General features: G+C 72.2%; 27 protein-coding genes. 24 read left to right on the forward strand and 3 right to left on the reverse strand.

Going from position 1 to position 26345, the window contains the following annotated elements; translation table 11 throughout:
- Positions 1-75: 75 nt before the first annotated feature.
- From RM446_RS06405 to RM446_RS06475, 15 genes are all read left to right on the forward strand, one after another.
- Positions 76-684, forward strand: a complete 609-nt coding sequence (locus RM446_RS06405) for a DinB family protein (protein WP_311544194.1) — start codon at positions 76-78, stop codon at positions 682-684.
- A 117-nt stretch (positions 685-801) separates the two neighbouring features.
- Complete coding sequence (meaB, locus tag RM446_RS06410) at positions 802-1746, forward strand: methylmalonyl Co-A mutase-associated GTPase MeaB (protein WP_311544196.1); 945 nt, start codon at positions 802-804, stop codon at positions 1744-1746.
- A gap of 171 nt (positions 1747-1917) precedes the next feature.
- On the forward strand, positions 1918-2493 hold the full coding sequence (locus RM446_RS06415; RefSeq protein WP_311544197.1) for a MarR family transcriptional regulator: 576 nt from the start codon (positions 1918-1920) through the stop codon (positions 2491-2493).
- A 332-nt stretch (positions 2494-2825) separates the two neighbouring features.
- The gene (locus tag RM446_RS06420) at positions 2826-4556 is read left to right on the forward strand and encodes an acyl-CoA mutase large subunit family protein (protein WP_311544198.1); all 1731 of its coding nucleotides are present in this window, start codon (positions 2826-2828) and stop codon (positions 4554-4556) included.
- Positions 4557-4730: 174 nt separating this feature from the next.
- Positions 4731-5684: a tetratricopeptide repeat protein gene (locus tag RM446_RS06425; protein ID WP_311544199.1), complete on the forward strand. Its 954-nt coding sequence runs from the start codon at positions 4731-4733 to the stop codon at positions 5682-5684.
- A gap of 252 nt (positions 5685-5936) precedes the next feature.
- Positions 5937-6629, forward strand: coding sequence for a cytidylate kinase-like family protein (locus tag RM446_RS06430; RefSeq protein WP_311544241.1), 693 nt, complete (start codon positions 5937-5939; stop codon positions 6627-6629).
- 315 nt (positions 6630-6944) lie between these two features.
- Positions 6945-8387 (forward strand): NAD-dependent malic enzyme, encoded by a 1443-nt coding sequence (locus RM446_RS06435; protein ID WP_311544200.1) that lies wholly within the window; start codon positions 6945-6947, stop codon positions 8385-8387.
- 62 nt (positions 8388-8449) lie between these two features.
- Entirely contained in the window at positions 8450-9037 is a 588-nt protein-coding gene (locus RM446_RS06440) for a YqgE/AlgH family protein (protein WP_311544201.1), read from the forward strand.
- Positions 9038-9091: 54 nt separating this feature from the next.
- Positions 9092-9337 (forward strand): DUF3039 domain-containing protein, encoded by a 246-nt coding sequence (locus tag RM446_RS06445; RefSeq protein ID WP_311544202.1) that lies wholly within the window; start codon positions 9092-9094, stop codon positions 9335-9337.
- A 516-nt stretch (positions 9338-9853) separates the two neighbouring features.
- The gene (locus tag RM446_RS06450) at positions 9854-10654 is read left to right on the forward strand and encodes a class E sortase (RefSeq protein ID WP_311544203.1); all 801 of its coding nucleotides are present in this window, start codon (positions 9854-9856) and stop codon (positions 10652-10654) included.
- 6 nt (positions 10655-10660) lie between these two features.
- On the forward strand, positions 10661-10834 hold the full coding sequence (locus RM446_RS06455) for a hypothetical protein (RefSeq protein WP_311544204.1): 174 nt from the start codon (positions 10661-10663) through the stop codon (positions 10832-10834).
- A 154-nt stretch (positions 10835-10988) separates the two neighbouring features.
- Positions 10989-12716: a DEAD/DEAH box helicase gene (locus RM446_RS06460; RefSeq protein WP_311544205.1), complete on the forward strand. Its 1728-nt coding sequence runs from the start codon at positions 10989-10991 to the stop codon at positions 12714-12716.
- A gap of 104 nt (positions 12717-12820) precedes the next feature.
- The gene (locus RM446_RS06465; protein WP_311544206.1) at positions 12821-13849 is read left to right on the forward strand and encodes a zinc metalloprotease; all 1029 of its coding nucleotides are present in this window, start codon (positions 12821-12823) and stop codon (positions 13847-13849) included.
- Positions 13850-14096: 247 nt separating this feature from the next.
- The gene (locus RM446_RS06470) at positions 14097-15107 is read left to right on the forward strand and encodes a tryptophan--tRNA ligase (RefSeq protein WP_311544207.1); all 1011 of its coding nucleotides are present in this window, start codon (positions 14097-14099) and stop codon (positions 15105-15107) included.
- Positions 15108-15289: 182 nt separating this feature from the next.
- A complete protein-coding gene (locus RM446_RS06475; protein ID WP_311544208.1) occupies positions 15290-16075 on the forward strand; it encodes an FkbM family methyltransferase in 786 nt (261 codons plus the stop codon).
- 95 nt (positions 16076-16170) lie between these two features.
- Here RM446_RS06475 and RM446_RS06480 read toward each other — a convergent pair whose 3' ends face one another.
- A complete protein-coding gene (locus RM446_RS06480) occupies positions 16171-16746 on the reverse strand; it encodes an isochorismatase family protein (RefSeq protein WP_311544209.1) in 576 nt (191 codons plus the stop codon).
- Between the two features lie 40 nt (positions 16747-16786).
- Positions 16787-18097, reverse strand: a complete 1311-nt coding sequence (locus RM446_RS06485; RefSeq protein ID WP_311544210.1) for a nicotinate phosphoribosyltransferase — start codon at positions 18095-18097, stop codon at positions 16787-16789.
- Positions 18098-18311: 214 nt separating this feature from the next.
- Here RM446_RS06485 and clpS point away from each other — a divergent pair, with 214 nt between their 5' ends.
- The 7 genes from clpS (at position 18312) to RM446_RS06520 (ending at position 23092) form a co-directional block, all read left to right on the forward strand.
- Positions 18312-18602, forward strand: coding sequence for an ATP-dependent Clp protease adapter ClpS (gene clpS / locus RM446_RS06490; protein ID WP_311544211.1), 291 nt, complete (start codon positions 18312-18314; stop codon positions 18600-18602).
- A 28-nt stretch (positions 18603-18630) separates the two neighbouring features.
- The gene (locus RM446_RS06495; RefSeq protein WP_311544212.1) at positions 18631-19200 is read left to right on the forward strand and encodes a DUF2017 domain-containing protein; all 570 of its coding nucleotides are present in this window, start codon (positions 18631-18633) and stop codon (positions 19198-19200) included.
- Between the two features lie 64 nt (positions 19201-19264).
- The gene (locus tag RM446_RS06500) at positions 19265-19687 is read left to right on the forward strand and encodes a M67 family metallopeptidase (RefSeq protein WP_311544213.1); all 423 of its coding nucleotides are present in this window, start codon (positions 19265-19267) and stop codon (positions 19685-19687) included.
- A gap of 213 nt (positions 19688-19900) precedes the next feature.
- The gene (locus tag RM446_RS06505) at positions 19901-20179 is read left to right on the forward strand and encodes a MoaD/ThiS family protein (RefSeq protein WP_311544214.1); all 279 of its coding nucleotides are present in this window, start codon (positions 19901-19903) and stop codon (positions 20177-20179) included.
- Between the two features lie 8 nt (positions 20180-20187).
- Positions 20188-21135 carry a PLP-dependent cysteine synthase family protein gene (locus RM446_RS06510; protein WP_311544215.1) on the forward strand — a complete coding sequence of 316 codons (948 nt, stop codon included), beginning with the start codon at positions 20188-20190 and terminating at the stop codon, positions 21133-21135.
- 151 nt (positions 21136-21286) lie between these two features.
- Positions 21287-22096, forward strand: coding sequence for a thioesterase family protein (locus RM446_RS06515; protein ID WP_311544216.1), 810 nt, complete (start codon positions 21287-21289; stop codon positions 22094-22096).
- A gap of 225 nt (positions 22097-22321) precedes the next feature.
- A complete protein-coding gene (locus RM446_RS06520) occupies positions 22322-23092 on the forward strand; it encodes an MBL fold metallo-hydrolase (protein WP_311544217.1) in 771 nt (256 codons plus the stop codon).
- A gap of 46 nt (positions 23093-23138) precedes the next feature.
- Here the strand turns inward: RM446_RS06520 and RM446_RS06525 are convergent, their stop codons facing one another.
- Positions 23139-23897 carry a hypothetical protein gene (locus tag RM446_RS06525; RefSeq protein WP_311544218.1) on the reverse strand — a complete coding sequence of 253 codons (759 nt, stop codon included), beginning with the start codon at positions 23895-23897 and terminating at the stop codon, positions 23139-23141.
- Positions 23898-24152: 255 nt separating this feature from the next.
- On the opposite strand from RM446_RS06525, the gene rph reads away from it, so the two are divergent.
- Together rph and rdgB are read left to right on the forward strand one after the other, a co-directional pair.
- Positions 24153-24830: a ribonuclease PH gene (rph, locus tag RM446_RS06530; RefSeq protein WP_398694596.1), complete on the forward strand. Its 678-nt coding sequence runs from the start codon at positions 24153-24155 to the stop codon at positions 24828-24830.
- Positions 24827-25474 carry an RdgB/HAM1 family non-canonical purine NTP pyrophosphatase gene (gene rdgB / locus RM446_RS06535; RefSeq protein WP_311544220.1) on the forward strand — a complete coding sequence of 216 codons (648 nt, stop codon included), beginning with the start codon at positions 24827-24829 and terminating at the stop codon, positions 25472-25474. The genes rph and rdgB overlap by 4 nt, the downstream gene beginning before the upstream one ends.
- Positions 25475-26345: the final 871 nt, after the last annotated feature.

A 26345-nucleotide genomic window follows, 5' to 3' on the forward strand; every position in this document is an offset into this window, starting at 1 on the left:
GAGGGGCCGCTTCCGGCCGCGCGGCCGCGGTCCCGGCGGGCTTCTGCCGACGCGGGGCGTGCGTAGGCTCCCGGTATGCGCGACCAGCCTCCGGTTTCCGGTCCCGACGCTCCTGACGGCTCCGCGGCCCCACAGGCTGCGGGCGGCGCGGCGCCCCCGGCCGACCGCGCTCTGCGCGAGGCGCAGCGGGCCGTGCTGGCCCGCGCAGCCGGCGGCGAGCGCGAGACCGCCGAGGCGTTCCTCGACTACCTGCGGCGGGTCGTCGCGGACAAGGTCCGCGGGCTGACCGAGGAGCAGGCGCGCCGCCGGCTGGTGCCCTCGCGGACCACCATGGCCGGACTGCTGGTCCACCTGACCTTCGTGGAGCGCAACTGGTTCCAGCGCGTCGTCGGGGGCCGCTCCGCGGCGGAGCTGGACCTGCCGCTCGATACCGCCGAGGACACCTGGGACGTCCCCGCCGAAGCGACGCTCGCGTCGCTGGCAGCCGACTACGAGCGCGAGTGCGCCCGCTCCCGCGCCACCGCCGCCCGGTTCGACCTCGACGACGTCTTCGGGCAGAAGGAGGCGGAGGGACTGTCGCTGCGCTGGATCCTGCTGCACATGATCGAGGAGACCGCCCGGCACGGCGGCCACGCCGACATCCTCCGCGAGCAGACCGACGGCAGGACCGGAGACGGGGGGTGACCCCTGCCCCCCGCCGGGCCACGGGAAGCCCCGGAGGGCGGGGGAGCGTGCGCCGGGGAACCCGCGGTTGCGATACTTGGACGTCCGAAGGACTGCGGCGAGCGCGGAGGGAGACCGATGGACGTCGGCGACCTGGTCAAGCGGGTGCTGGAGGGGGACCGCCGGGCCCTCGCTCGGGCGATCTCGCTGGTGGAGGAGTCCGCGCCCGAGCTTCGGGAGATCGTCTCCGGCCTCGCCGCGCACACCGGGGGCGCTCGGATCGTCGGGCTGACCGGCGCCCCCGGGGTGGGAAAGTCCACCTCGACCAGCGCGCTGGCCAAGGCGCTGCGCGGACGCGGCGACAGCGTGGCGGTGCTCGCCGTCGACCCCTCCTCGCCCTTCACCGGCGGCGCCCTGCTCGGCGACCGGGTGCGCATGCAGGAGCACGCCACCGACCCCGGCGTCTACATCCGGTCGATGGCCACCCGCGGGCACCTCGGCGGGCTGTCGTGGGCCGCTCCGCACGCCTTGCGGATCCTCGACGCCGCCGGGTTCACCGCGGTGCTCGTCGAGACTGTCGGCGTGGGCCAGGCCGAGGTCGACATCGCCGCGCACGCCGACACCACGGTCGTGCTGTCTGCACCCGGTATGGGCGACGGAGTCCAGGCGGGCAAGGCCGGGGTCCTGGAGGTCGCCGACGTCCTGGCAGTGAACAAGGCCGACCGCGAGGGCGCGCGGGCCGCCGTGCGCGACCTGCGCCAGATGGTCGCCCAGATCGACAGGGAGCCGGGCGAGTGGAAGCCGCCGGTGGTGAGTATGTCGGCAGCCGAGGGTGATGGCGTGGCGGACCTCCTCCAGCGCCTCGACGAGCACGCCGAGCACCTGCGCGAGTCGGGGGGCCTGCGCGCGCGGCGCCGCGACCGCGCCCGGCGCGAGATCGAGGGCATCGCGATGGGAGAGCTCACCCGCCGGCTCGCCGACGTCCACGGCCACGCCGCGTTGGACAAGCTCGCCGACGAGGTTGCCGCCGGGGCGGACCCCTACGCAGCGGCCGACACCGTACTGGCGGCGCTGGACACCTGAGCGCCCGGTGGGTGGGCGGGCGGCGACGCGGCCGGGTCGCAAGCACTGCAGAGCCGCAGCCGGCGGCGGGGCCGGGCCGCGCCGCGCGACGGCCGTCCGGCCTGGAGGTGCAGGCCGGCGGTGCGCCCCGCCGGGGAGTGCGCGGCTCCTACGGGTCGGTACAGTGTCGGCGTGGGCAACCCGCTGAATCTCCCGTTCGATCCCATCGAGCGCGCACACGACAACTGGACGCGACGGTGGGGCGCCAACCCGTCGATGCTGGCCGTCACCTCGATCATGCGTGCCCAGCAGATCCTCATCGGCCAGCTCGACACGGCGCTGAAGCCCCACGCGCTGACTTTCGCGCGCTACGAGGCGCTGGTGCTGCTCACCTTCAGCTCGACGGGGGCGCTGCCCCTGGGCAAGATCGGCGAGCGCCTGATGGTGCACCCCACGAGCGTCACCAACACCATCGACCGGTTGGAGCGCCAGGGCTTCGTCCGCCGCCTGCCCAATCCCAGCGACGGCCGCGGCACCCTCGCCGAAATCACCGGCAGCGGACGCGAGGTCGTCGAGCAGGCCACCCGCGATCTGGTCGCCATGGACTTCGGGCTGGACTGCTACTCCGACGAGGAGGCCTGGCAGATCCATTCGGTGTTCGCCAAGCTCCGCGTCGAGTTCGGCGACTTCCCCGCCGCGCGGTTGCGCTCCGCTGACGGGAGCGAGCGCTCGGGCGAGGGCCCCGGCGACTCCGCTGCAGGGGACTAGCTAGCCGGAACCGCGTCGATCTATTCCCAAAACAGCGGAGATTGTGCCACTGACCTGGGCAAACGCACTCCGTTGCGAGACGCCCACGAAATTCCGTTATCGTTCCGTGACATTCCCTGAAGTGGGTCTGGAGCGGGCCGGTTCACCCTCGTTTTGTTCCTCCGGTACGGCCGACCAGAGGGAGGCCCCACACAGCTTGTAGCTATCGTGAAGGAAAGCGATTTCAGTTTGCGATGGCTACAAGATCGACGGTGCTGTGGCGGTGCACCAGCGCCCCCGGGCGCCCGCCTGCGGCTCTATGCATCGTTAGTTGGACATCCTACTATTGGACTATGGCCAACCCTGAAGACATCGCTGCGGGCCGTGCCCGCTGGCAGGCGCGCTACGACGCCGCGCGCACCCCCGGGTCCGGCGGGCGGGGCAGCGCCGCCCCCGAGGCCAGGACCACCATCTCCGGCGAGCCCCTCGACCCCGTCTACGGGCCCCAGGAAGGTGTCGAGGCCCCCGGCTTCGAGCGGATCGGCTGGCCGGGGGAGTTCCCCTTCACCCGCGGGCTCTACGCCACCGGCTACCGCGGGCGGCCCTGGACCATCCGCCAGTTCGCCGGATTCGGCAACGCCGCCCAGACCAACGAGCGCTACCGGATGATCCTGGAGTCCGGCGGAGGCGGGCTCTCGGTGGCCTTCGACATGCCCACGCTCATGGGCTACGACTCCGACCACTCCTTCGCGCTGGGCGAGGTCGGCCACTGCGGTGTGGCCGTCGACTCCGCCGCGGACATGGAGGTGCTCTTCGACGGCATCCCGCTGGCCGAGATCACGACGTCCATGACCATCAGCGGCCCGGCCATCCCCGTCTTCTGCATGTACCTGGTCGCCGCCGAGCGCCAGGGCGCCGATACCTCCGTGCTCAACGGCACACTGCAGACCGACATCTTCAAGGAGTACATCGCGCAGAAGGAGTGGCTCTACCCGCCGGAGCCGCACCTGCGCCTCATCGGCGACCTCATGGAATTCTGCGGCGAGAGCGTGCCTGCGTTCAAGCCGCTTTCGGTGTCCGGCTACCACATCCGCGAGGCCGGAGCCACGGCCGCCCAGGAGCTGGCGTTCACCCTCGCCGACGGCTTCGGCTACGTCGAGCTGGGCCTCTCCCGCGGGCTGGACGTCAACCGGTTCGCTCCCGGCCTGTCCTTCTTCTTCGACGCCCACGTCGACTTCTTCGAGGAGATCGCGAAGTTCCGCGCCGCCCGCCGGATCTGGGCGCGCTGGATGCGCGACCGATTCGGCGCCGACCAGGAGCGCGCCCAGTGGCTGCGCTTCCACACCCAGACCGCCGGGGTCTCGCTCACTGCCCAGCAGCCCTACAACAACGTGGTGCGCACCGCGGTGGAGGCGCTCTCGGCGGTGCTGGGCGGCACCAACTCACTGCACACCAACGCCCTCGACGAGACCCTCGCGCTGCCCACCGAGCGGTCCGCCGAGATCGCCCTGCGCACCCAGCAGGTCCTGCGCGAGGAGACCGGTGTGATCAACGTCGCCGACCCCCTCGGCGGCTCCTACTACGTCGAGGCGCTGACCGACCGCCTGGAGGCCGAGGCCGAGCGCATCTTCGAGCGCATCGAGGGCATGGGCGGGGGAGCCGGAGCCGAGCACGCCATCGGCCCGATCACCTCGGGCATCCTCGCCGGCATCGACAACGGGTGGTTCACTTCCGAGATCGCCGAGTCCGCCTTCCAGTACCAGCAGGCCCTGGAAAAGGACGAGAAGCGCATCGTCGGTGTCAACACCCACACCGCCTCGGTCACCGGCGAGGTCGAGACCCTTCGGATCAGCCACGAGATCGAGCGCGAGCAGAACCGGGCGCTGGCCGGGCGCCGCGAGAGCCGGGACGGCGCGGCCGTCGACAAGGCGCTCGCCGACCTGCTCGGTGCGGTCCGCGACCCCGAACGCCCCAACCTGATCCCCGTCATCCTCGACGCCGTGCGAGCCGAGGCCACACTCGGCGAGATCTGCGGCACCATGGGCGAGGAGTTCGGCACCTACACCGAGAAGCCGCACCTGTAACGCAGGCAGCGCCCGGCGGGCACCGGCGCCCGCCGGGCCTGGAACGCGCGGGGCCGCCGCCGGGGCCGCCGCCGGGGGCGTGCCGGGCGGCGGCCCCGCGGCCTGCCGAGCAGGGCGGCGGCCCGCCCTCCACAACCTTCACCGGCGCCCCGCACTATGCGGCAGGATGGAGGTATGCAGCCTTCGGACTTCTCCATGCAGAGCGCGGTCGACCTCGGAGCTCGCAAGGCGGCCTTGGAACGCGAGGCCAAGCGGCAGGCCGAGGCGTCGTCCGGCAACGCCAATCCTTACGCCATCGACATCAACGAGGAGAACTTCCAGCAGGAGGTTCTGGAGCGCTCGATGAGCGCCCCCGTCGTCCTCGCCGTCCTCCAGTCGCGTTCCGAGCAGTCGGACCAGGTCGAACGGGCTTTGGACCGGCTGGCCGTCGAAGCCGGCGGCCAATGGGCGGTCGCCAAGGTCGACGTGCAGGCCAGCCCGCAGATCGCCCAGGCCATGCGCGTCCAGGCGGTGCCCACCATCGCCATGGTGATCGGCGGCCAGGTCGTGCCCGGCCCGGGCGGCCCGGCCACCTACGACCAGCTGCGCGACTGGCTCAGCCAGATCTTCGAGGGCCTGCGCCAGCAGGGCGTGCTGCCCGAGGAGTACAGCGGCCTGGGCGAGCCCCAAGAGGACGGCGAGGACCAGGAATGGGAGGGCGCCGAAGCGGGCGAGCAGAGCCCTGCCGACGCCGAGGCCCAGGAGGCCCTCCAGCGCGGCGACTTCGAGGCCGCCGAGGCCGTCTACGCCAAGGCCGTCGAGGCCGACCCCCAGGACGCTGAGGCCAAGATCAAGCTCGCCCACATCCGGCTGGTCGCCCGCGTCCGCAGCCTCGACGGCAACGAGCGCCGCAAGGCGGCCGCCGACGACCCCGCCGACGTGCAGGCCCAGATCGACGTCGCCGACATCGACATGTACGGCGGCAACATCGAGGACGCCTTCGACCGCCTGGTCGCCACCGTGCGCCGCACCGCCGACGACGACCGCGATCGGGCGCGCCAGCACCTGCTTTCGCTGTTCGAGGTCCTGCCCCCGGGCGACCCCCGCGTGGGCAAGGCCCGGCGCGCCCTCACCTCCGCGCTCTTCTGATCCCGGCGGACGGGAACAGGCCGCGCAGGCCTGGCTGAGCCGCGCCCACCCGGCGGCGGGCGGCCCGTGCCGCACCGTCCGCCGGGAGGGGCCCGGGCGCCGCGGCGTGCCCGCGGCGCTGCCTGCGCAGCCCTCGGCCGCACCGCAGGAGGTTCGCCGCCCGGACGTGGCCCGGAGCGCCGCGGCGGGTACTACCGGGGCACGGGTGCCCGGCACGGCGGGCACCGGGCCCAACCCGGGCGGGTGAGCGCGATGGTTTACGTGGTGACGGTTTCGGCGGCCTTCGGGGCCGGCGGCAGCGTGATCGGCCCGGCCCTCGCAACGCGGCTCGGCGTCGCCTTCGTCGACCGCGCCATCCCGGCCGCGGTCGCGAGCGAGATCGGCTGCACCCTGCAGGACGTACTCGAGCACGACGACCGCGCCCCCACTGGGCTGCAGCGCCTGCTGGCCGGGGCCGCGCGGCTGCCGGCGGTCACGCCGGGCAGCGTCGACATGACCTACGTGCGTGCCGCCGAGGGCAGCGGGCACCTGCTCTTCGACCAGGAGTTCGTCGAGCGCACAGAGCACGTCATCCGCGAGGTCGCCCAGGTCGGCGGCGTTATCCTCGGCCGAGCCGGCGCCTGCGTGCTCGCCGAACACCCCGGTGCGCTGCACGTGCGCCTCGACGGGCCTCCCGAGGCGCGGCTGACCCGGGCGGCCGCGCTGCGCGAGCAGGGCCCGCACACCGGCTCCGCAGGCGGCGCCGAGGGGCGGTGGAGCCCGCCGACCATGCGCGACCTGCGGGACAACGATCGCGCGCGCTCGGCCTACGTGCGCCGCTTCTATCGGGCCGACCCGGCATCGCCGGCGTTGTACCACGCGGTGCTGGACACCACCGCGTTCCCCCTCCAAGCCTGCACCGACGTCATCGAGCGGCTCGCCCGCGAGCGTGCCCGGCGCACCTGATCGCCGCGGCGCCCACCGAGGGCCGCCGGACGCCGGGCCGATCCGCCGCGTCCCCGGTTGGATACCGAATACGATTCCGTGTCCGTTTTCTCACCTGTGAGGCGCGCAGAACGATCACCGGTGATGGCACTATGAGAGTGGCGCCCCGGGTCCGTCGTCCGCGCGGCAGCCCGACCGCTGCCCGCCTCCCCCGATGCGCGGCCCCGGTGCCGGCGCCAGGCAGCATGATCGCGCGGCCCGACCTGTGCCGTACCTCCCCCGCCGGCAGGCCGACGGCAGCCCCGCGGCAGATCCGTGATTCACAAGGAGCATTTCGTGGCCACCCTTCCCAGCGTCTCCTACTCGATTACGATTCGCCTGGAGCTCGACGGGCACGGCAGCGCGGTAGGCAGCCTCACCAACGCCGTCGAGCACGTCGGCGGCGTGATCACCGCCCTGGACGTCGCCTCGGCGGGCCACGAGCGCATCCGGATCGACGTCACCGCCGCGGCCCGCGACACCGACCACGCCCAGTCCATCGTCGACGCGCTCGGCGCGATCGAGGGCGTCACGGTCCACAAGGTCAGCGACCGCACCTTCCTGCTGCACCTCGGCGGCAAGATCGAGATGAAGTCGAAGGTGCCGCTGCGCAACCGCGACGAGCTGTCGATGGCCTACACCCCGGGGGTCGCGCGGGTCTCCCAGGCCATCGCCGCCAACCCCGACGACGCGCGCCGGCTGACCATCAAGCGCAACAGCGTCGCCGTGGTCACCGACGGATCGGCGGTGCTGGGGCTGGGCAACATCGGCCCTCAGGCGGCCATGCCGGTGATGGAGGGCAAGGCGGCGCTGTTCAAACGCTTCGCCGACATCGACGCCTGGCCCATCGCGCTGGACACACAGGACGTGGACGAGATCGTGCGCACCGTCCAGCTGCTGGCGCCCGGGTTCGGCGGCATCAACCTGGAGGACATCTCCGCGCCCCGCTGCTTCGAGGTCGAGGAGCGGCTGCGCGAGCTGCTCGACATCCCGGTCTTCCACGACGACCAGCACGGCACCGCGATCGTGGTGCTGGCCGCCCTGCGCAACGCGCTGCGGGTGGTCGGCAAGGACCTCGGCGAGGTCCGCATCGCGATGTCGGGCGCCGGCGCGGCGGGCACCGCCATTCTGAAGCTGCTCATGCACGCCGGCGCCAAGCACGTCGTGGTATGCGACCTGCACGGGGCGGTCCACTCCGGCCGCGGCGACCTCGACCCCAACCTGGCCTGGATCGCCGAGAACACCAACCCCGAGAGCTACGCCGGCGACCTGCGCGGCGCGGTCGAGGGGGCCGACGTGTTCATCGGCGTCTCGGCGCCCAACGTGCTCGACGGCGCCGACATCGCCGAGATGAACGACGACTCCATCATCTTCGCGCTCGCCAACCCCGACCCCGAGGTCGATCCGGAGGTCGCCCATCTGCACGCCTCCGTGGTGGCCACCGGGCGCAGCGACTACCCCAACCAGATCAACAACGTGCTGGTCTTCCCCGCAGTCTTCCGCGGGCTGCTGGACGCGCAGAGCGACCACGTCGACGCCGACATGATGGTGGCCGCCGCCAAGGCGCTCGCCGACGTCGTCACCTCCGACGAGCTGGGCCCGCACTACATCGTCCCCAGCGTCTTCCAGCCCGACCTGGCCCCGCAGGTGGCCACCGCCGTGCGCGACGCCGCGCTGCGCGAGCAGGCGCAGCGCGCCGAGCGCCGCGCGGGCGGGGCGCAGGCCCGCGCCGCGGACTGAGGGCGTCCCCACCCGGCCCGGCGGCACTGGATTCCGCCCGGCGATGCGGGTACACGTGGAGCATGGACGAGCCGACTCTGACCGGGAGCCTCCTCGTGGCGACCCCCCTGCTGGAGGACCCCAACTTCCGGCGGGCGGTGGTGTTCGTCGTCGACGACGAACCCGCCGAGGGCACGCTCGGCGTGATCGTCAACCGCCCGCTGGAGCTGGCGGTGGGTGAGGTTCTGGAGGACTGGAGCGGGTTCGCCACGGCTCCCGCGGTGATGTTCTCCGGCGGGCCGGTGGGAACCGGCGCCGGGTTGGCGCTGGGCACGCCCGGCGGCGACGACGCTCCGCTGGGGTGGCGCCCGCTGGAGGGAACGCCGCACGAGGGCTCGCGGGTGGACGGGGTGGGCGTCGTCGACCTCGACACCCCGCCGGAGGTCCTCGGCAGCGCGCTCGGCCTCTTCCGGGTCTTCGCCGGGTACGCGGGGTGGGGCGCGGGCCAGCTCGCCGGCGAGATCGACGAGGGCGCCTGGTACGTGGTCCCGGCGGTGACCGAGGACGTCTTCTCCGCCGACCCCTCGTCCCTGTGGCCGCGGGTGCTGCGCCGCCAAGGCGGGGATCTCGCCTTGGTATCGACCTATCCGGACGACCCGACACTGAACTGAGCGCCGGTTCCGCAGGATACCGTGGAACGAGCATGGAGGAGGTGTGAGGGCCCGATGGCAATGGACGTTGTCAACAAGGTGCTTCCGGAGAGCGAGACCCGGCCCGACGTCTCGCATGACGACGGTGATCGCGAGCGGTTCGCGCACTACGTGCAGAAGGACAAGATCACCGAGAGCGCTGTCACGGGCAGCCCGGTGATCGCGCTGTGCGGCAAGGTGTGGGTACCCAACCGCGACCCGAAGAGGTTCCCGGTCTGCCCCGAGTGCAAGGAGATCTACGAGGAGATGATGAAGGGCTGAGTCCGCGGTGCGCCCTCCGGGCGCGAACGCGGACCAGTGAGCCCGCGCGGGTCGTCGCGCCGCGGGCCCGCCGCCGGGCGGGCTCCGCAGGCCGCCTCCGGCCGCTAGCGGGTCAACTCCTCCTCAGGTCGCCGCGAGATCGGTGCCGCCGGCGCTCTGTGTCCGCAGGCGGCCACGGGCCCGCTGCGGCGCACCCTGCCCGCGCCGCGTAGCGGCGGCGGCCGTGTGCATCGCCGCGCCTTCGTCGCCCCCTCGGTTCGCCGCGATCGCCCGCCGATTCGGCGATGAGCGCTGTGCGCGCGTCGGCGGCGCGGTACCCTCCCGTGTGGACCGATCGCCGCATTCGGACCAACGGGGAAGCACGTGCCGAATGCGCCCTCGGATCCCCGCGTCCACGCGACGCCCCCTGATTTCTTCCCGACTCCAACACCGAGCACAGCCGCCCCCGAAGCACAGCGGCACGCGTCCCTCACCGCGCCCGGGTGGCCGGGGCGGCGGCAACCGACGGTAGGTCACATGGTCTCCACGAGTGAACTGCACGCGCCCCGCGCCGGGCGCCGGGGCCACGCCCGCGGACGCCGCAGGAAGCCGCCGGCACGGCGGCGCACCGGCGGCGACGTCGCCCGCGGGGTCGTGCGCACCCTGGGCGAACTGCTGTTCACCGCCGGGGTGCTGATGCTCTTCTTCGCCGCCTACGAGGTCTACGGCAAGCAGATGCAGACCGACCAGGAGCAGCAGCAGCTCTCCCAAGGACTGGAGGAGAGCTGGGAGCAGCAGGAGGAGAAGGGCCCCGACGCCGGTGCCATGCCCGGCGCCGCCAACAGCCGGCTCTACATCCCCGACCTGGACCTGAAGTGGGTCGTGGTCAACGGGGTCTCCCCGGAGGACATCCGCTACAGCCCCGGTCACTACACCGACGGCGACGTCTCCGGCGGCGACGCCACCGCGGCCGGCGAGAAGGGCAACTACGCCGTGGCCGGGCACCGCACCCCCGGCATCTTCTGGGACCTCGACCAGCTGCAGGGCGGCGACGAGATCGTGGTCGAGGACGCCGACAACTTCTACACCTACGAGGTGATCGAGGAGACCACCGTCACCCCCGACCAGGTCGAGGTGGTCGACCCCGACCCGTTCGACACCCAGGACAGCGGCGACCCGCAGCGCTCCCTGCTGACGCTCACCACGTGCGCGCCCAAGTTCAACAACACCCACCGGCTGGTCATCCACGCGGAGCTGGCCGACACCCGTCCCAAGGAGGACGGCATGCCCGACAACATCGCCGACATGGCACCGCAGGACCAGGGAGAGGGGGCCTGACCGCTGATGTACGGACTCGTCTGGCGCATCCTCCCCGGGCCCTGGCCGGTGCGGCTGGTGCTGGTGCTGGCGCTGGTGGCGGGCATCGCGGCGGGGCTGTGGTTCTATGTCTTCCCGGCGATCGACCCCTACATGCCCTTCAACGACGGCGCCGTGGAGACCTCCACCAGCGGCGGCTGAGCAGGCCCGGCGCGGCCGGTGCGCACGCGGGCGCACCGGCCGCGCCGCGGTGCGCCCCGCTGGCGCGACGTGACGAACGCACCGGCCGCCGGACACCATGCGCCCCGGCTGAGCGGGATACCCTCGTCCCCGTGAGCATCTGGGGAATCACACGATGACGCTTGTCGACACCGATACCGAGGACCGGCTGAGCGGTCTGCGGCAGTGGCAGCGCGAGGCATTCGAAGAGTACTTCCGCCGGGAACCCCGGGACTTTCTGGCGGTCGCCACGCCCGGCGCCGGCAAGACCACGTTCGCGCTGACCCTCGCCGCGGAGCTGCTGGCCCGCCGCACCGTCCGCGCCGTCACGATCGTCTGCCCCACCGAGCACCTGAAGAAGCAGTGGGCCGAGGCCGCGGCCGCATTCGACATCCCGATCGACCCGGACTTCAAGAACGGCCAGGGCGCGCTCGGCAAGCAGTACCTCGGCGCCGCCGTCACCTACGCGCAGGTCGCGGCCCACCCCATGCTGCACCGCAACCGCACCGAGGCGCGCCGCACCCTGGTGATCTTCGATGAGGTCCACCACGCCGGCGACGCGCTCTCCTGGGGCGAGGCGGTGCGCGAGGCGTTCGACCCCGCGGCGCGGCGGCTGTCGCTGACGGGCACGCCCTTCCGCTCCGACGTCAACCCGATCCCGTTCGTCGACTACGTGCAGGACCAGAACGGGGTGCGGCGCTGCGCCTGGGACTACAGCTACGGCTACGCCCCGGCGCTGGCCGACGGGGTCGTGCGGCCGGTCATGTTCATGGCCTACTCCGGCGAGATGCGCTGGCGCACCACGGCCGGCGACGAGCTCGCCGCGCGCCTGGGCGAGCCGCTCACCCAGGACGCGCTGGCCCAAGCGTGGCGGGCGGCGCTGGACCCCAAGGGCGACTGGATCAAGAAGGTGCTGGCCGCCGCCGACCGCAGGCTCACCGAGGTCCGCAACAGCCATCCCGACGCCGGCGGCCTCGTTGTGGCCACCGACCACGAGAACGCGCGCGCCTACGCCCGCATCCTGCGCCAGATCACCGGGCGCGCAGCTACGGTGGTCCTCTCCGACGACCCCACGGCCAGCAGGAAGATCAAGCGCTTCACCGAGTCCGACGAGCGGTGGATGGTCGCGGTGCGCATGGTCTCCGAGGGCGTCGACGTGCCGCGCCTGATGGTGGGGGTCTACGCGACGACCACCAGCACAGCCCTGTTCTTCGCCCAGGTGGTGGGCCGCTTCGTGCGTGTGCGCAGGCGCGGCGAGCTGGCCTCGGTGTTCTTGCCCTCGGTGCCGACCCTGCTGGAGTACGCCGGGGAGATGGAGCGCGAGCGCGACCACGCTCTCGACCGCCCCATCCGCGAGGACGACTTCGACCCCGAGCAGGACATGGTCGACGAGGCCCGCAAGAAGCGGGACACGCCCGACGCGGGCGACGAGCTTCCCTTCGAGACCATGGAGGCCTCGGCCGAGTTCGACAGGGCGCTCTACGACGGCTCGGAGTTCGGGGGCGGCGCTCCGGACTCGCCCGAGGAGGAGGACTTCCTGGGGCTGCCCGGGCTGCTGGAACCAGAGCAGGTCAGCCAGCTGCTGCGCAAGCGCAAGGCGGACCAGAAGGCAAACGAGCGCAAGGCCGGGGGCGGCGCCAAGGAGGAGGACTCCGGGCCGCCGGCCCACGAGGTCATCGCCGACCTGCGCAAGGAGCTGAACGGGCTCGTCGGGGCCTGGCACCACCGCACCGGCCAGCCGCACGGCGTCATCCACAGTGAGCTGCGCCGGGCCTGCGGCGGCCCGCCGATCGCCCAGGCCAGCGCGGAGCAGATCCGCACCCGCATCGCCAAGCTGCGTGCGTGGGCGACGGGGCAGAAATAGCGGGGCGGCGCAGGGGCGAAAGCCGAGCAAGAACGGGCAAACACTTCGCAAGACGGTCATGCCGTCAGAGATGCACCGCTACCAGGTGACTACCGTCCGTGTTCATGAACTACGGTGGAAAAACCCTGGGCAATGCCATCAGCGGCAAAGCGGGCACTGCAGCGCGCCTGTGCGGCGCCCTGCTGATCAGCGCCGGAGCGCTGGCGGGCGGGGCACTCGCCGCTCCGGCCGCGCAAGCGGGCACCGCCGCGCGCCTCGACGACTGCCCCGAATCGGGCGCGCAGGAGCGGCACGGGTTCCGCCGCGACCACGAGGGCCACCTCACCTCGAAAGAGGCCGCCGCCTACGACCGCGAGCTCCGCGAGGCGCTGCGCGACGAGCAGTCGCCCGGCGCCCAACAGCAGGTCGACGTCACCGTGCCGGTGGCGGTGCACATCGTGCACGCCGAGAACGGCACCGGCAACGTCTCGGACAGCACTGTCAGGGAGCAGGTCGCGGTGCTGGCCGAGGCGTTCGGCGGCGGCCTGGCCGGCGCCGACACCGGGTTCGCCTTCGACCTGACCGGGATCACCCGCACCGCCAACAGTGCATGGTTCTCCGACTTCGCCGAGCACGAGGACGAGATCAAGAGCAACCTGCGCGAGGGCGGAGCCGCGACACTCAACCTCTACATCGCCGACCTGGGCGAAGGGGTGCTGGGCCAGGCCACCTTCCCGCAGGAGTACTACTCCGATCCGCAGAACGACGGTGTGGCGATGAGCTACCGCACCGTCCCCGGCGGGTCGCAGCAGGACTTCGACCGCGGTTACACCGCCGTCCACGAAACCGGCCACTGGCTCGGGCTGTTCCACACCTTCCAGAACGGCTGCACCGAGCCGGGCGACTATGTCGACGACACCCCCTACGAGGCGGAGCAGGCCTCCGGCTGCCCCGAAGGCCGCGACACCTGCCCGAACCGCCGGGGCGACGACCCCGTGTCCAACTTCATGGACTACAGCGACGACGCGTGCATGGACGAGTTCACCGACGGCCAGGCCGGGCGCATGGGCGACCACTGGACGGCCTTCCGCGGCGAGCAGGCGCAGAAGGACCGGCAATCGCGGGGCTCGGCCGTTCCGCTGGCCCGCCACTGAGCGTCGCCGCCGGGGGTGGGCGGCGCTGCGCCGGTCCGCCCCCGGAAAGTCCCGGAAGCGCCCCGGCGCGGCGAGGCCGATGCCGGTCGTGCACCGCGACGCCCCCGGCGGCCCCCTGCGTCGTCGACTTCGGCATCGCCCGCTCCCGGGGCGGGTGACCGGCCGCGGGGGAGCCGCGCCCGCCGCCGCCCGCACGCAGCCCTCGCCCGGGAATCCGGAGCCGCCCCGCGCCGATAAACTCGGCGCCATGGCAGCGACCAAGACCTATCTCACGGGCATCCAGACCTCCGGCATGCCCCACCTCGGCAACTACTACGGCGCGATCCAGCCCGCGCTGGCCGCCGCCGAGTCCAACGACACCCTGTACTTCCTCGCCGACTACCATTCGCTGAACTCCGTCAAGGAGCCGGCGAAACTGCGGGAGGACGTCCGGTCGGTCGCCGCCACCTGGCTCGCCTGCGGACTCGACCCCGAGCGCACGGTGCTCTACCGCCAGTCCAGCGTCCCCGAGGTCTTCGAGCTCGCCACCGTTCTGGCCAGCGTCACCGCCAAGGGCCTGATGAACCGGGCGCACGCCTACAAGGCCGCGCGCGACCGCAACGAGGCCGCGGGCGGCACCGAACTCGACGCCGGGATCAACATGGGGCTGTTCAACTACCCCATCCTCATGGCGGCCGACATCCTGGTCATGGAGACCGACGTCGTCCCGGTCGGCCGCGACCAGGCGCAGCACATCGAGTACACCGCCGACATCGCGCGCGCCTTCAACCACCTCTACGGCGAGAGCTACAGCTTCCCCGTCCCCGAGGGCGCCTACCCCGAGGGCACGGGCAGCATTCTGCCCGGTGTCGACGGCCGCAAGATGAGCAAGTCCTACGACAACCACATCCCGCTGTTCATGCCGGAGAACAGGCTCAAGAAGCTTGTCCGCCGCATCCCCACCGACTCCACGCCGGTCGAGGAGCCCAAGGACCCCGACTCCTCGGTCCCGTTCCAACTGCTGGCCTACCTCGGCGGCGCCGAGCGCGCCGACGGCATCCGCAAGCGCCTGGAGGCGGGCGGCATGGGCTGGGGCGAGCTGAAGAACGAGCTGTTCGACGAGATCAACGGCCGGTTCGGACCGATGCGCGAGCGCTACGAGCAGCTCGTGGCACCCGGCAGCGAGCTCGATGACATCCTGGCCGCCGGTGCCGCGCGCGCCCGCGTCCGCGCGGCCGCCACCATGGCCAAGGTCCGCCGCGCGGTCGGCATCGACTAGCTAGCGCGATCCGCCCCTGCCGCAGCCGGGCCACGCGTGGGGCGAGATCGGCGGTGATGGTACGCACGTACGGTGGCGGCCGCCGGGAGCGCCTGCCCTGGTAGTAAGGGGGGCCGCACTAGCATGGGCCCGTCCCGCCCGCGCGGCGGGTGAGGAGACGACCCGGCCGCGAGTGAGGACGCATGGACCCCGACGCACGCCGGAGCCGCGGCTCCGCAGCCCCGTCCGGCCCGCCTGCGGTACGGGCGGCGGGTGCCGCGCTGCGCGGCCTGGCTCCGTACGCGTTCTTCATCGAGCGCGAGGTCGCCGGGCTCGCCGAGATCGTCCGTCCCGGCCACGTGTGCCTGGACATCGGCGCCGAGTACGGGCTGTACACGTGTACGCTGGCCGATCTCGCCGGTCCCGGCGGCCGGGTCCTCGCCGTCGAGCCGCTGCCCGGGCCCGCCGCGTTCCTGCGCTCGGCGGTGCGCGCGCTCGGGGCGGGCCACGTATGCGTCGTCCGCGGCGCCGTCGGCGCCGACGAAGGGCCGGGCGCGCTGAGCTTGCCGCTGCGCCGCGGCCTGCCCGTGCACGGCCGCGCCTTTCTGACCACCGGTGCCGAAGGGGTGGGCCCCAACGTCGAGTTCGCCGGCGAGCGCGCGGTCGCCACACGCGTCACGACACTGGACGCTCTGGTCGAGGGGGCCGGGCTCGATCGGATCGACTTCGTCAAGGCCGACGTCGAGGGGGCCGAGCTGCGGGTGCTCGACGGGGGGCGGCGGACACTGCGCGACCACCGCCCGGCACTGCTGCTGGAGATCGAGGACCGCCATCTGGCGAAGTACGGCGCGCGCGCCACCGACGTCGTCGAGCGCCTGGCCGGCCTGGGCTACCGCATGAGCGTGTGGGTCGCGGGCGCCTGGCGCCCGGTCGACCGCGTGCGGGAGGGCCACCGCAACTACCTGTTCACCGCCGAGCCGCGGCACTGAGTCCGGAGGCGGGCGCGCACCGCCCGGCCCCCGGCGTCGCCGGGCACGCCGACCGCCGGGCGGGCGTCGCCCCGCGGGGCGACGCTCACCGGCCGTCAGGCCGCCACTACGGGCTCGCCCTCCAGGCGCACCCCCTGCTCGGCCATCCGGGCCCGGGCCGCGTCGGTCCCCGCGCGTGAGACGCCCGCGGTCAGCCCGAGCAGCACCCGGGTGTCGAACCCGGCCCGGGCCGAGTCCAGCGCCGTCGCGCGCACGCAGTGGTCGGTGGCGATGCCCACGACGTCGACGGCGAGGGCGCCGCGGTCGCGCAGCCACGCCTCCAGGCTCCGCCCGTCGTCGGACTCCCCCTCGAATCCGCTGTAGCCCGAGCTGTACTGCCCCTTGCGGAACACCGCGTCGACCTCGCCGCCCTCGAACCGGGGGTGGAACTCGGCGCCGGGGGTGCCGGCCACGCAGTGCGGCGGCCAGCTGTCGACGAAGTCGGGGTCGTCGGAGAAGTGGGGGCCGGGGTCGATGTGGTGGTCGCGGGTGGCGGCGATCCCCGCGTACTCGCCGCGGTGCTCGGCGATGTGGCGCGACACGGCGGCCGCGACCGAGGCGCCGCCGGACACGGCCAGACTGCCGCCCTCGCAGAAGTCGTTCTGCACGTCGACGACGATCAATGCCCGCATTTCGGTCTCCGTTCTCTATCCGCCCGGCGGAGCGCCGGGCTCAGGCCAGTTCCGGCTGCTCGAACCGGGTCGCAATGACGGGCTCGGCCCGATGCATGCGGTGAACGGTCTCGGGCAGCTCGGCGATGGAGCGGGAGTGGCGCTCACGCGCCTCGTCGATCGGTTCGCGCCCCACGACCTCGCCGTCGGCGACAAGCCGCCGCAGCAGCGGCCGCAGCCGCGGATCCCCCTGCGGCTCCTTGCCGTGCACGATCTCGGCGGCGGCCACCCCCGACTCGTCCAGCCGGCGCGACGCCCACTTGCGCCCGCCCTTGCTGGGCTTGCCGACCGACCGCTTCGCGACCGGCTCCAGCTCACCGGTGCCGTGCTCGGAGCGGGCCACGAGCTTGTAGACCAGGGACGCCGTGGGCGCCCCGGAGCCGGTGACCAGCGCGGTACCGACGCCGTAGCCGTCGACCGGGGCCACTGCGAGCGCCTGGATCGCGTGCTCGTCGAGGTCACCGGTGACGATGACGCGGCTCTTCGGCGCGCCCAGATCGTCCAGCTGCCGGCGCACCCGGAACGCGGCGCTGCTGAGGTCGCCGGAGTCCACACGCACCCCGCCTAGGCCGGACCCGCCCAGCTCGACGGCAGTGCGCACCGCCTCCTCCACGTCGTAGGTGTCCACCAGCAGCGTGGTGTCGCCGCCAAGGGCGCGCAGCTGGGCCTCGAACGCCTCGCGCTCGGTGTCGTGCACGAGCACGAAGGAGTGCGCGCTGGTGCCTGCGGTGGGCACGCCGAAGCGGCGGCCCGCCTCCAGGTTGGAGGTCGAGGAGAACCCCGTCATGTAGGCGGCCCGCGCGGCCGCCACCGCCGACATCTCGTGGGTGCGGCGCGAGCCCATCTCGATCATGGGCCGGTCGCCGGCCGCCAGGGACATGCGCGAGGCCGCCGAGGCGATGGCGCTGTCGTGGTTGTAGATCGACAGTGCCACGGTCTCCAGCAGCACCGACTCGGCGAACGTGCCCTCGACCACCAGGATCGGCGACCCGGGGAAGTAGGCCTCGCCCTCGCCGTAGCCCCAGACGTCGCCGGAGAAGCGGTAGTCGGCGAGCCAGGAGAGGGTGGTGTCGTCCAGCCCGCCCGCGCCGGCGAGGTAGTCCAGCGCCGCGGAGTCGAACCGGAAGCGCTCCAGGGCGTCGAGGAAGCGGCCGGTACCGGCCACGACGCCGTAGCCGCGGTTCTCGGGCAGTCGGCGGGCGAACATCTCGAACACCGTCCGCCGGTTCGCGGCCCCGCTGTGCAGGGCCCCTTGCAGCATCGTCAGCTCGTACCGGTCGGTGAGGAGCGCGCTGCTCGCATCGTCGGTCATAGCGGACCAGCCTAGTTTGTGACTATCGGTATCAAAATGGGTCACCTGCTATGACACTGCCCACCAGATCCGGCCGCCAACAGTGGCACCATGGAGGCGGGGGCCGGAAACCCGCGGCGCTGCCCGTACGTTGCGCCAGAGCGGGGAGCGCCCCGCGGCGGCGAGCCCCCGATGGGCGGCCGGCAGCGGCGGAGTCGAGGCAGGAGAACCATCCATGAGTACGGCACCGGTCGAGCTCGAGCGCCCGGAGACCGAGGAGGACGCGGCACCGGACCTCCCGTGGGTGACGATCGTCTGGAACGACCCGGTGAACCTGATGTCCTACGTCACCTACGTCTTCCAGACCGTCTTCGGCTACCCCAAGAGCACGGCGCACAAGCTGATGCTGGACGTGCACTACAAGGGGCGGGCCGTGGTCTCCAGCGGCAGCCGCGAGGAGATGGAGCGCGACGTCGCCACACTGCACGAGTACGGCCTGTGGGCCACCCTGCAGCAGGACAAGTAGCAGCGCGGGCGACGGGAGGGACCGCCATATGACACGAGGCTTCCGCGCCGTGGGCGGCGGCGTGGCCGTCGACCTCGACGCCGACGAGACCGAGATCCTGCGGGCCATGGCCGGGCTCGTCCTGGAGCTGGTCGAAGAACCGCCCGAGAAGGGCGAGTTCGAGCGCATCGTCGGCATCGGCGCCAGCACCGAGACACCCGAGGACCCGGTGCTCGCGCGGCTGTTCCCCGACGCCTACAGCGGAGGCGACGCCGATCCCTCGTCCTCCGCCGACTTCCGGCGCTTCACCGAGGACGGGCTGCGCCTGAACAAGCGCGCGAACGCCCGGTCGCTCATCGAGGAGCTGCCCGCGGGCGGCGGCGGGCGTGTCGAGCTGGACTCCGGCGGCGCCCACGCCTGGCTGAAGTCGCTGAACGACGTGCGTCTGGCGTTGGGGACCAGGCTGGGCATCGACGAGGAGGCGCACCACGCCTACCTGCGCGGCGAGGACGTGGCGCCCGAGTCCGAGGCCGCCGCACTGCACCTGTACGACTGGCTGGGGATGCTGCAGGAAAGCCTGGTCGAGGCGCTGTCCGACGTGCGGCGCGAGGGGGAGTGAGCGGCGGGCGACAAGCCATACCCAGCGGGTGGGTAGGGAAATTTCCTCGGTTAGGCTGAGCCCCATGCTGAGGATCAACCGCGCGATCTACGATCGGATCGTCGCCCATGCGCGCCGCGACCACCCCGACGAGGCGTGCGGCGTCGTCGCCGGCCCGGAGGGCACCGACCGGCCCGAGCGGTTCATCGAGATGGCCAACGCCGAACGCTCCCCGACGTTCTACCGTTTCGACTCCAAGGAGCAGCTGAAGGTGTGGCGGGAGATGGACGACCGCGACGAGGAGCCAGTGGTCGTCTACCACTCCCACACCGCCACCGAGGCCTACCCCTCGCGCACCGACATCTCCTACGCCTCCGAGCCCAACGCCCACTACGTGCTGGTCTCCACGCGCGACCCCGAGACCGAGGAGTTCCGCTCCTACCGCATCGTCGACGGGGTGGTGACCGAGGAGCCGGTGGAAGTCGCCGAGGGCGAGCCCGCCCGGTAGCGCGGCGGTGGCGCGCCGGGGACCGGGCGCCGATCGCGCCCGGGCGGGTCCAGGACGGCGGCCGCCGCACGGAATCAGCGGTGAGCCCCGCCTGTTGGAATCCTAGGCAGAGGAGTGCGCGCCCGCGCGCGGTCCCCGCGGGCGGTGCGGCCGGCGTCCGAACCCCCGCGACACCACACAGACGCAGACGTCCACACGCTACGGAGAACTCTCATGGCCATCGAGGTCCGCATCCCCACCATCCTGCGCAACCTGACCGGCGACGCGAAGGCGGTCGAGGGCGAGGGCTCCTCTCTCGGCGAGCTCATCACCGACCTCGACAAGCGCCACCCCGGCCTGCAGGAGCGCCTCGTCGAGAACGGCAAGCTGCGCCGGTTCATCAACGTCTACCTCAACGACGAGGACGTCCGCTTCCTGGGCGGTCTGGAGTCCCCGGTCGCCGACGGCGACACCGTGACGATCCTGCCCGCGGTCGCGGGCGGCATGCGCTGACCGCCGCGATGCGATTCGACTCCCTGCTGGACTCCCTGGGCGGCACCCCGTTGGTGGGGCTGCCCCGGCTTTCGCCGGCGCCGGGTGTGCGGCTGTGGGCCAAGCTGGAAGACCGCAATCCCACCGGCTCGATCAAGGACCGGGCCGCCTTCTACATGATCGAGCAGGCCGAGAAGGACGGACTGCTGTCCCCCGGCTGCACCATCCTGGAGCCGACCTCCGGCAACACCGGCATCTCCCTGGCCATGGTCGCCAAGCTGCGCGGTTACCGCATGGTCTGCGTGATGCCCGAGAACACCTCGGAGGAGCGGCGCCAGCTGCTGGCGATGTGGGGCGCCGAGATCCACTACTCGCCGGCCCGGGGCGGCTCCAACGAAGCCGTGCGAGTGGCCAAGGGGATGGCGGCCGAGCACCCCGACTGGGTGATGCTCTACCAGTACGGCAACCCGGCCAACGCCCGCGCCCACTACGAGACCACCGGGCCCGAGCTGCTGGCCGACCTGCCGGAGATCACGCACTTCGTGGCCGGACTGGGCACCACCGGAACGCTCATGGGCATCGGCCGCTACCTGCGCGAGCAGCGGCCCGGTGTCAAGATCGTGGCCGCCGAGCCCCGCTACGGCGAGCTGGTCTACGGGCTGCGCAACCTCGACGAAGGGTTCGTACCCGAGCTCTACGACGAGTCCGTGCTGACCACCCGCTTCTCGGTGCCCTCCGACGCCGCGCTGAAGCGCACCCGCGAGCTGCTGGAGAACGAGGGCATCTTCGCTGGAATCTCCACCGGCGGCGCCCTGCACGCGGCGATGGGCATGGCGGCCAAGGCCGCCAAAGTCGGCGAGGAGGCCGACATCGCGTTCGTGATCGCCGACGCGGGATGGAAATACCTCTCCACCGGCGCCTACGAGGGCACGCTGGAGCAGGCCGAGCAGCGCATCGAAGGCCAGCTCTGGGCCTAGCGCCCGGATCGCGCGGCGCACCGCCGCGTTCGGACGCGCCGGCGGGCTCCCGGCACTCAACCGGGAGCCCGCGCCGCACACGAGCCGGTCCGCACCGGCCGCGAGCAGGGGCGAGTGCAGGCGCCGGAACGCCGTTCGGTTCAATGTCACCATGACGCGATTCGATTCCGCCACCGCGGTGACCGCCGCCTCCGACGGCCGCTACACCGCCGAGCTCGACCCCGGCTACCTCATCGGCAAGGCGATGAACGGCGGCTACCTGATGGCCGTGCTGCAGCGCGCGGCGCTGGAGGCGTCCCCCCACCCCCACGCCGTCTCGTCGTCGTTCCACTTCATGCGCCCAGCCTCGGCCGGCGCCGCCGAGGTCGACGCGGAGGTCCTCAAGGCCGGGCGCACCGTCGCCACCGTCCGCGTCACGCTGCGCCAGGAGGGCAAGGCGTGTGTGACCGGGACCATCGCCACGTCCGAGGTCGCCGAGGGAGCGGTCCCCGACTACGCGGTCGCTGCGCCGCAGCTGCCGCCGATGTCCCGGTGCCGCCGGTACGACCCCCGCGCCGGCGTGGAGAACGCCCCCGCCTTCACCCACCGCGTCGCCCAGTTCTACACCGAGGAGTCCTGGCAGCGGCTGCGCGGCCGCGAGGAGTCCCCGGTGCCCGAGCTCTGCGGCTACGTCCACCTGAGCGAGGAGGACGGCGGTCCCGGCACCGACGACCCCGCCCTCTTCCTCCCGCTGGCCGTTGACGCGCTGCCGCCGGTGGTCACCGTCTTCGGCACGTGGCGCTGGGCTCCCACGGTCGAGCTGACCTGGCATATGCGCGGCGTCCCCCAGCCCGGCCCGCTGACGTTCCGGGCACGTGCCGACGCGGTCAACGACGGCTGGTTCGACGAGACCGTCGACGTGTGGGACGTGAAGGGAACCCTCGTCGCGCAGAGTCGCCAGCTCGCTCGAGGTGGACGCTGACCGGCTCCCGCATCAGGCTGTGCGCGGGGAGAACGGCGCTCGTTGCGATGTGTGAAGTCGTCACATGTGATTCAACACGCGTGAGACTCGGACCACATTTGGTACCACCGGTGCGGTCATTGGGGTAGACCCGTAACACGGAGAACACGCAGGGGCCCACCTCGCGATACACCGGCTTCACGTGTGCGTCTCCGCGGAGGCACCCCAGCGAAAAGGCAATGCACCGTGCGACTCACCATCATCGGCTCGTCGGGAAGCTTCCCCGGCCCGGCCAGCCCTGCTTCCTGCTACCTGGTGGAGGCCGACGGGTTCCGGCTCCTGCTGGACATGGGCAACGGAGCGCTCGGCGTGCTGCAGCGCCACGTCGACATCTACCGCATCGACGCCGTCTACCTCAGCCACCTGCACGCCGACCACTGCTTCGACCTGTGCTCCTACTGGGTCGCCCGCACCTATCCGCGCGGCGGCCCCAAACCGCCCATCCCCGTCTACGGGCCGCCCGGGGTGGCCGACCGCATGGCCGAGGCCTACGGGCTGGAGCCCGACCCGGGCATGCGCGAGACCTTCGACTTCCGCGAGCTCGCTCCCGGCGAGATCTCCATCGGCCCGATGACCGCGCGCCTGGGCCGGGTGAACCACCCCGTCGACGCGTTCGGCATCCGCCTGGAGCACGGCGGCAGCAGCCTCGCCTACAGCGGCGACACCGGCGCCTGCGACGAGCTGGTCGACCTCGCCGCCGGGTCCGACCTCTTCCTGTGCGAGGCGTCCTTCCACGACCACTGCGAACACCCCAAGGACATGCACCTGACCGGCAGCGAAGCGGGGGAGCACGCGCGCCGCGCGGCGGCGCGGCGGCTGGTGCTGACCCACCTGGTGCCCTGGAACGACGACGACTGCACACTCGCCGAGGCGCGCAGCACCTTCGACGGACCCATCGACGTCGCGCGTTCCGGCGCCGTCTACGAGGTGGGCAGGGCCGCCCTCAACCCGGCGTAGGCGCCGGGTCCGCGCCGCTCGACCTTTCGGCGAGGCCGTCCGGGAGTCAGTCCCGCGGTTCGGCGGTGGTGTCCCCGTCGGCCTGCGCGGTCGGTTCGGGGGCCGGCGTCGGCGGAGACGGCTCGCCCGTGCCCTGGGGCACGGTGCCGCCGGTGAGGTCCCGGGCGGTCGCGGTGGCCGCGCGCAGCAGGTCGCCGGTCTCGACCCGCGGCGTGTTGCTCGTGGTGGAGATCAGCATCCCCGGCAGGTGCAGCTTGACCCCGGAGAACATCTCGCCGGTGTCCCACTGGGCGACCCCGCCCATCGAGGCCACCGCGTCGGTGGTGAAGAAGTCGTCGCGCCGCTGGGCCTTCACCGGCACGTGGCCGGGGTAGGCCACCAGGCTCTTCTCGGGCGCGAAGGTCACCATGACCACCTCGCTGCCCTCGGCCGGATCGAATCCCGCCCAGGAGCACTCCAGCCGGGTGTCCGTGCGCACTTCGGTGAACTCCGGGCTCTCCAGCTGCCCGAGAACGCGGGAGGCGTCCTGTTCGATGCCGGTGGCCTCGCACGACGCCGGGAGCGCAAGCGGGTCGACGCGGCGATCCTCGACCGCGCTCTCGGAGGCGCTGGGCGAGACGGTGGGACCGGTCACCGCCTCGCCGCCGACGGCCGCCCAGCCCGGGGCGGACACGGACCCGCTGGGCGAGGGCGACTCCTCCGCGGACGCGTCGGAGTCGGGCGCGCAGCCTGTGGCGGCCAGCGCGAGGGCGGCCGCGCCGACCGCCCAGCGCGCCCGGTACACCCTTCTCGGAACGATGCTCATCGCGTGGTGACCTTCTACCATCCAGCTACCATCCAGCGGTGCTCGGGCCGCCCGCGGTGAGAGACCGCGTCGGCGCCTCCCATGGTGTCACCTTCGGGACGTCCACCGGTGCGCGCCGGCGCGACCGTAAGCCAAGGGATACCTCGTCCGCACGCACCATGAGTGTGGGACGGAGCGGCGCGTCCGTCGGAACACCCGGATAAGCTTTCGCGCATGGCACGACCAGACGGACGCGCTCCGAACCAACTTCGCCCCGTGACGATCACCCGCAACTGGCTGCGGCATGCGGAAGGCTCCGCGCTCATCGAATTCGGCGACACCCGCGTGCTCTGCGCGGCCAGCGTCGAGGACGGTGTCCCGCGCTGGCGGCGCGGCACCGGAGAGGGCTGGGTCACCGCGGAGTACGCGATGCTGCCCCGCTCGACCGACACCCGCGGCGCCCGCGAATCGGTGAAGGGGAAGATCGGCGGCCGCACCCATGAGATCTCCCGACTCGTGGGGCGCTCCCTGCGCGCCGTGGTCGACTTCAAGGCGATGGGCGAGCACACGGTGACGCTGGACTGCGACGTGCTCCAGGCCGACGGCGGCACCCGCACGGCGGCGATCACCGGGGCCTACGTGGCGCTGGCCGACGCCTTCAAGTACCTGCGCAAGAAGCGCAACCTGAAGAACAACCCGCTGAAGGGGTCGGTGTCGGCGATCAGCGTCGGCGTCATCCAGGACCAGCCGCGCCTGGACCTGAACTATCTGGAGGACTCCGTCGCCCAGACCGACATGAACGTCGTGGTGACCGGTGACGGCGACTTCGTCGAGGTGCAGGGCACGGCGGAGGGTGCGCCCTTCGACCGCGCCAAGCTCGACAGCCTGCTCGACCTGGCCGTGTCCGGCTGCGGCGAGTTGACCGAGATCCAGAAGAAGGCCCTGGCGGGATGAGCGACCGCATCACGGTGGTGCTGGCCACCCACAACACCAAGAAGCTGCCGGAGATGCGGGCGATCCTGGGTGAGGCGGGTCTTGACGCGGACGTGGTCGGCCTCGGGGACTATCCGGACGCGCCGGAGGTCGCGGAGACCGAAGCGACCTTCGCCGGCAATGCGCTGCTGAAGGCTCGGGCGGTCGCCGCTCACACCGGGCTTGCGGCGGTGGCCGACGACTCGGGGCTTCGCGTCGACGCGCTCAACGGGATGCCGGGTGTGCTGTCGGCCCGCTGGTCCGGGCGCTTCGGCACGCGCTCGGGACACAAGGACGAGGCCAATCTCGACCTCGTCCTGGACCAGCTCGCCGACACCCCCGAGGCGCGGCGCGGCGCGGAGTTCGTGGCCGCCGCGGCCCTCGTGGTCCCGCTGGGCTCCGCTCCCCGGCCCGAGGACGAGGTCGAGGAGGTCGTCGAGGGCGTCATGCGCGGACGGATCGTCGGCGAGCGCCGGGGGACCGGCGGCTTCGGCTACGACCCCGTCTTCGTCCCCGACGGCGAGAGCCGTACCACGGCCGAGATGAGCGCCGAGGAGAAGAACACCATCAGCCACCGCGGTACCGCGTTCCGCAGGCTCGCGGCGAGGCTGGGCGAGCTTCTGTGACCGCAGGGCCGCGACGTCGCGGCCCTGCGCGTCCCCGTCGCCGGTGTCCGGGCGGGAAGTCGGCCACCGGCTCCGGTTTGGTGTCGCGGCGGATCCGTGGTTAGGATCGAGAGCTGACGCGGATACGGTGTGTCCGGCGATCCGGTGCCGGCGAGAGTCGGCGGTCGCCGCAGACCGGGTCCGTACTCTTCGGAGGATCCGTTCGCGGCGGTCGTCGTGAGCTAGTAGCCTGGAGAGAGCAGGGAAGCCGAGAGCCGAACATCCTTCGGGATGGGCGGTCGGCCCGGTCCGACACACGGACGGCGCGGACGCAACGGCGGACGCGCTCCGGTACTTGCCAGAGTCTCCATCGAAACGGCCGATATGTCGGCGGTTGAGTGTGTGGACTTGTTTCGGAAGCGGGACCGCGTGCGGTGACGCATTCCGAAAAGCGAAAGTACCGGAACCGTCGCAGCGTTTGGCGGGACGAGTTCGAATTCGCCGAGTTGGCGGTTTGCGGGAGTCCTGTTAACGTGGAGACACAACAGAACGCGGATGCGGGATCGCGGACGCCGGAACATGTTTCCGGGTGACGCGGTCGAAGGATCCGCTGGGAGATTCCGTCTCTTGGGATAGAGTCTGAGCGGGCCCGCTTCATTGGCGGGGCCGGGGCTTGTACCGGATGAGCGGTCGCTTCTTGAGAACTCAACAGCGCGTGTTTATTCTTTGTGCCATGTTTGTTTTGGCCCCGAGAAGCCGTCCCGTACAGCGGGACCGCGGCTTCGGGGTTCCTTTGATGGGCCCGGGTTTCGCCCCGACCCTCCGCGTTCCGCGGGGGCGGCAGGGGTGTTTTTCACCGGGCCGTGTCAGGGTTCAGACCTTTGATGGAGAG

It is taken from the genome of Streptomonospora wellingtoniae (genome assembly GCF_031845375.1).
In the GTDB taxonomy this organism is placed as follows: domain Bacteria; phylum Actinomycetota; class Actinomycetes; order Streptosporangiales; family Streptosporangiaceae; genus Streptomonospora; species Streptomonospora wellingtoniae.

Excerpts from the sequence above, each read along its gene's own strand:
- RM446_RS06405 (WP_311544194.1), top strand. The coding sequence starts at position 76 with ATGCGCGACCAGCCTCCGGTTTCCGGTCCCGACGCTCCTGACGGCTCC.
- meaB (WP_311544196.1), top strand. The coding sequence starts at position 802 with ATGGACGTCGGCGACCTGGTCAAGCGGGTGCTGGAGGGGGACCGCCGG.
- RM446_RS06450 (WP_311544203.1), top strand. The coding sequence starts at position 9,854 with ATGGTCTCCACGAGTGAACTGCACGCGCCCCGCGCCGGGCGCCGGGGC.
- RM446_RS06515 (WP_311544216.1), top strand. The coding sequence starts at position 21,287 with ATGACGCGATTCGATTCCGCCACCGCGGTGACCGCCGCCTCCGACGGC.
- RM446_RS06510 (WP_311544215.1), top strand. The coding sequence starts at position 20,188 with ATGCGATTCGACTCCCTGCTGGACTCCCTGGGCGGCACCCCGTTGGTG.
- RM446_RS06470 (WP_311544207.1), top strand. The coding sequence starts at position 14,097 with ATGGCAGCGACCAAGACCTATCTCACGGGCATCCAGACCTCCGGCATG.
- RM446_RS06480 (WP_311544209.1), bottom strand. The coding sequence starts at position 16,746 with ATGCGGGCATTGATCGTCGTCGACGTGCAGAACGACTTCTGCGAGGGC.
- RM446_RS06465 (WP_311544206.1), top strand. The coding sequence starts at position 12,821 with ATGAACTACGGTGGAAAAACCCTGGGCAATGCCATCAGCGGCAAAGCG.
- rdgB (WP_311544220.1), top strand. The coding sequence starts at position 24,827 with ATGAGCGACCGCATCACGGTGGTGCTGGCCACCCACAACACCAAGAAG.
- RM446_RS06475 (WP_311544208.1), top strand. The coding sequence starts at position 15,290 with ATGGACCCCGACGCACGCCGGAGCCGCGGCTCCGCAGCCCCGTCCGGC.
- RM446_RS06430 (WP_311544241.1), top strand. The coding sequence starts at position 5,937 with ATGGTTTACGTGGTGACGGTTTCGGCGGCCTTCGGGGCCGGCGGCAGC.
- RM446_RS06425 (WP_311544199.1), top strand. The coding sequence starts at position 4,731 with ATGCAGCCTTCGGACTTCTCCATGCAGAGCGCGGTCGACCTCGGAGCT.
- RM446_RS06440 (WP_311544201.1), top strand. The coding sequence starts at position 8,450 with ATGGACGAGCCGACTCTGACCGGGAGCCTCCTCGTGGCGACCCCCCTG.
- RM446_RS06455 (WP_311544204.1), top strand. The coding sequence starts at position 10,661 with ATGTACGGACTCGTCTGGCGCATCCTCCCCGGGCCCTGGCCGGTGCGG.
- RM446_RS06525 (WP_311544218.1), bottom strand. The coding sequence starts at position 23,897 with ATGAGCATCGTTCCGAGAAGGGTGTACCGGGCGCGCTGGGCGGTCGGC.
- RM446_RS06485 (WP_311544210.1), bottom strand. The coding sequence starts at position 18,097 with ATGACCGACGATGCGAGCAGCGCGCTCCTCACCGACCGGTACGAGCTG.
- RM446_RS06445 (WP_311544202.1), top strand. The coding sequence starts at position 9,092 with ATGGCAATGGACGTTGTCAACAAGGTGCTTCCGGAGAGCGAGACCCGG.
- RM446_RS06460 (WP_311544205.1), top strand. The coding sequence starts at position 10,989 with ATGACGCTTGTCGACACCGATACCGAGGACCGGCTGAGCGGTCTGCGG.
- RM446_RS06500 (WP_311544213.1), top strand. The coding sequence starts at position 19,265 with ATGCTGAGGATCAACCGCGCGATCTACGATCGGATCGTCGCCCATGCG.
- clpS (WP_311544211.1), top strand. The coding sequence starts at position 18,312 with ATGAGTACGGCACCGGTCGAGCTCGAGCGCCCGGAGACCGAGGAGGAC.
- RM446_RS06495 (WP_311544212.1), top strand. The coding sequence starts at position 18,631 with ATGACACGAGGCTTCCGCGCCGTGGGCGGCGGCGTGGCCGTCGACCTC.
- RM446_RS06420 (WP_311544198.1), top strand. The coding sequence starts at position 2,826 with ATGGCCAACCCTGAAGACATCGCTGCGGGCCGTGCCCGCTGGCAGGCG.
- RM446_RS06505 (WP_311544214.1), top strand. The coding sequence starts at position 19,901 with ATGGCCATCGAGGTCCGCATCCCCACCATCCTGCGCAACCTGACCGGC.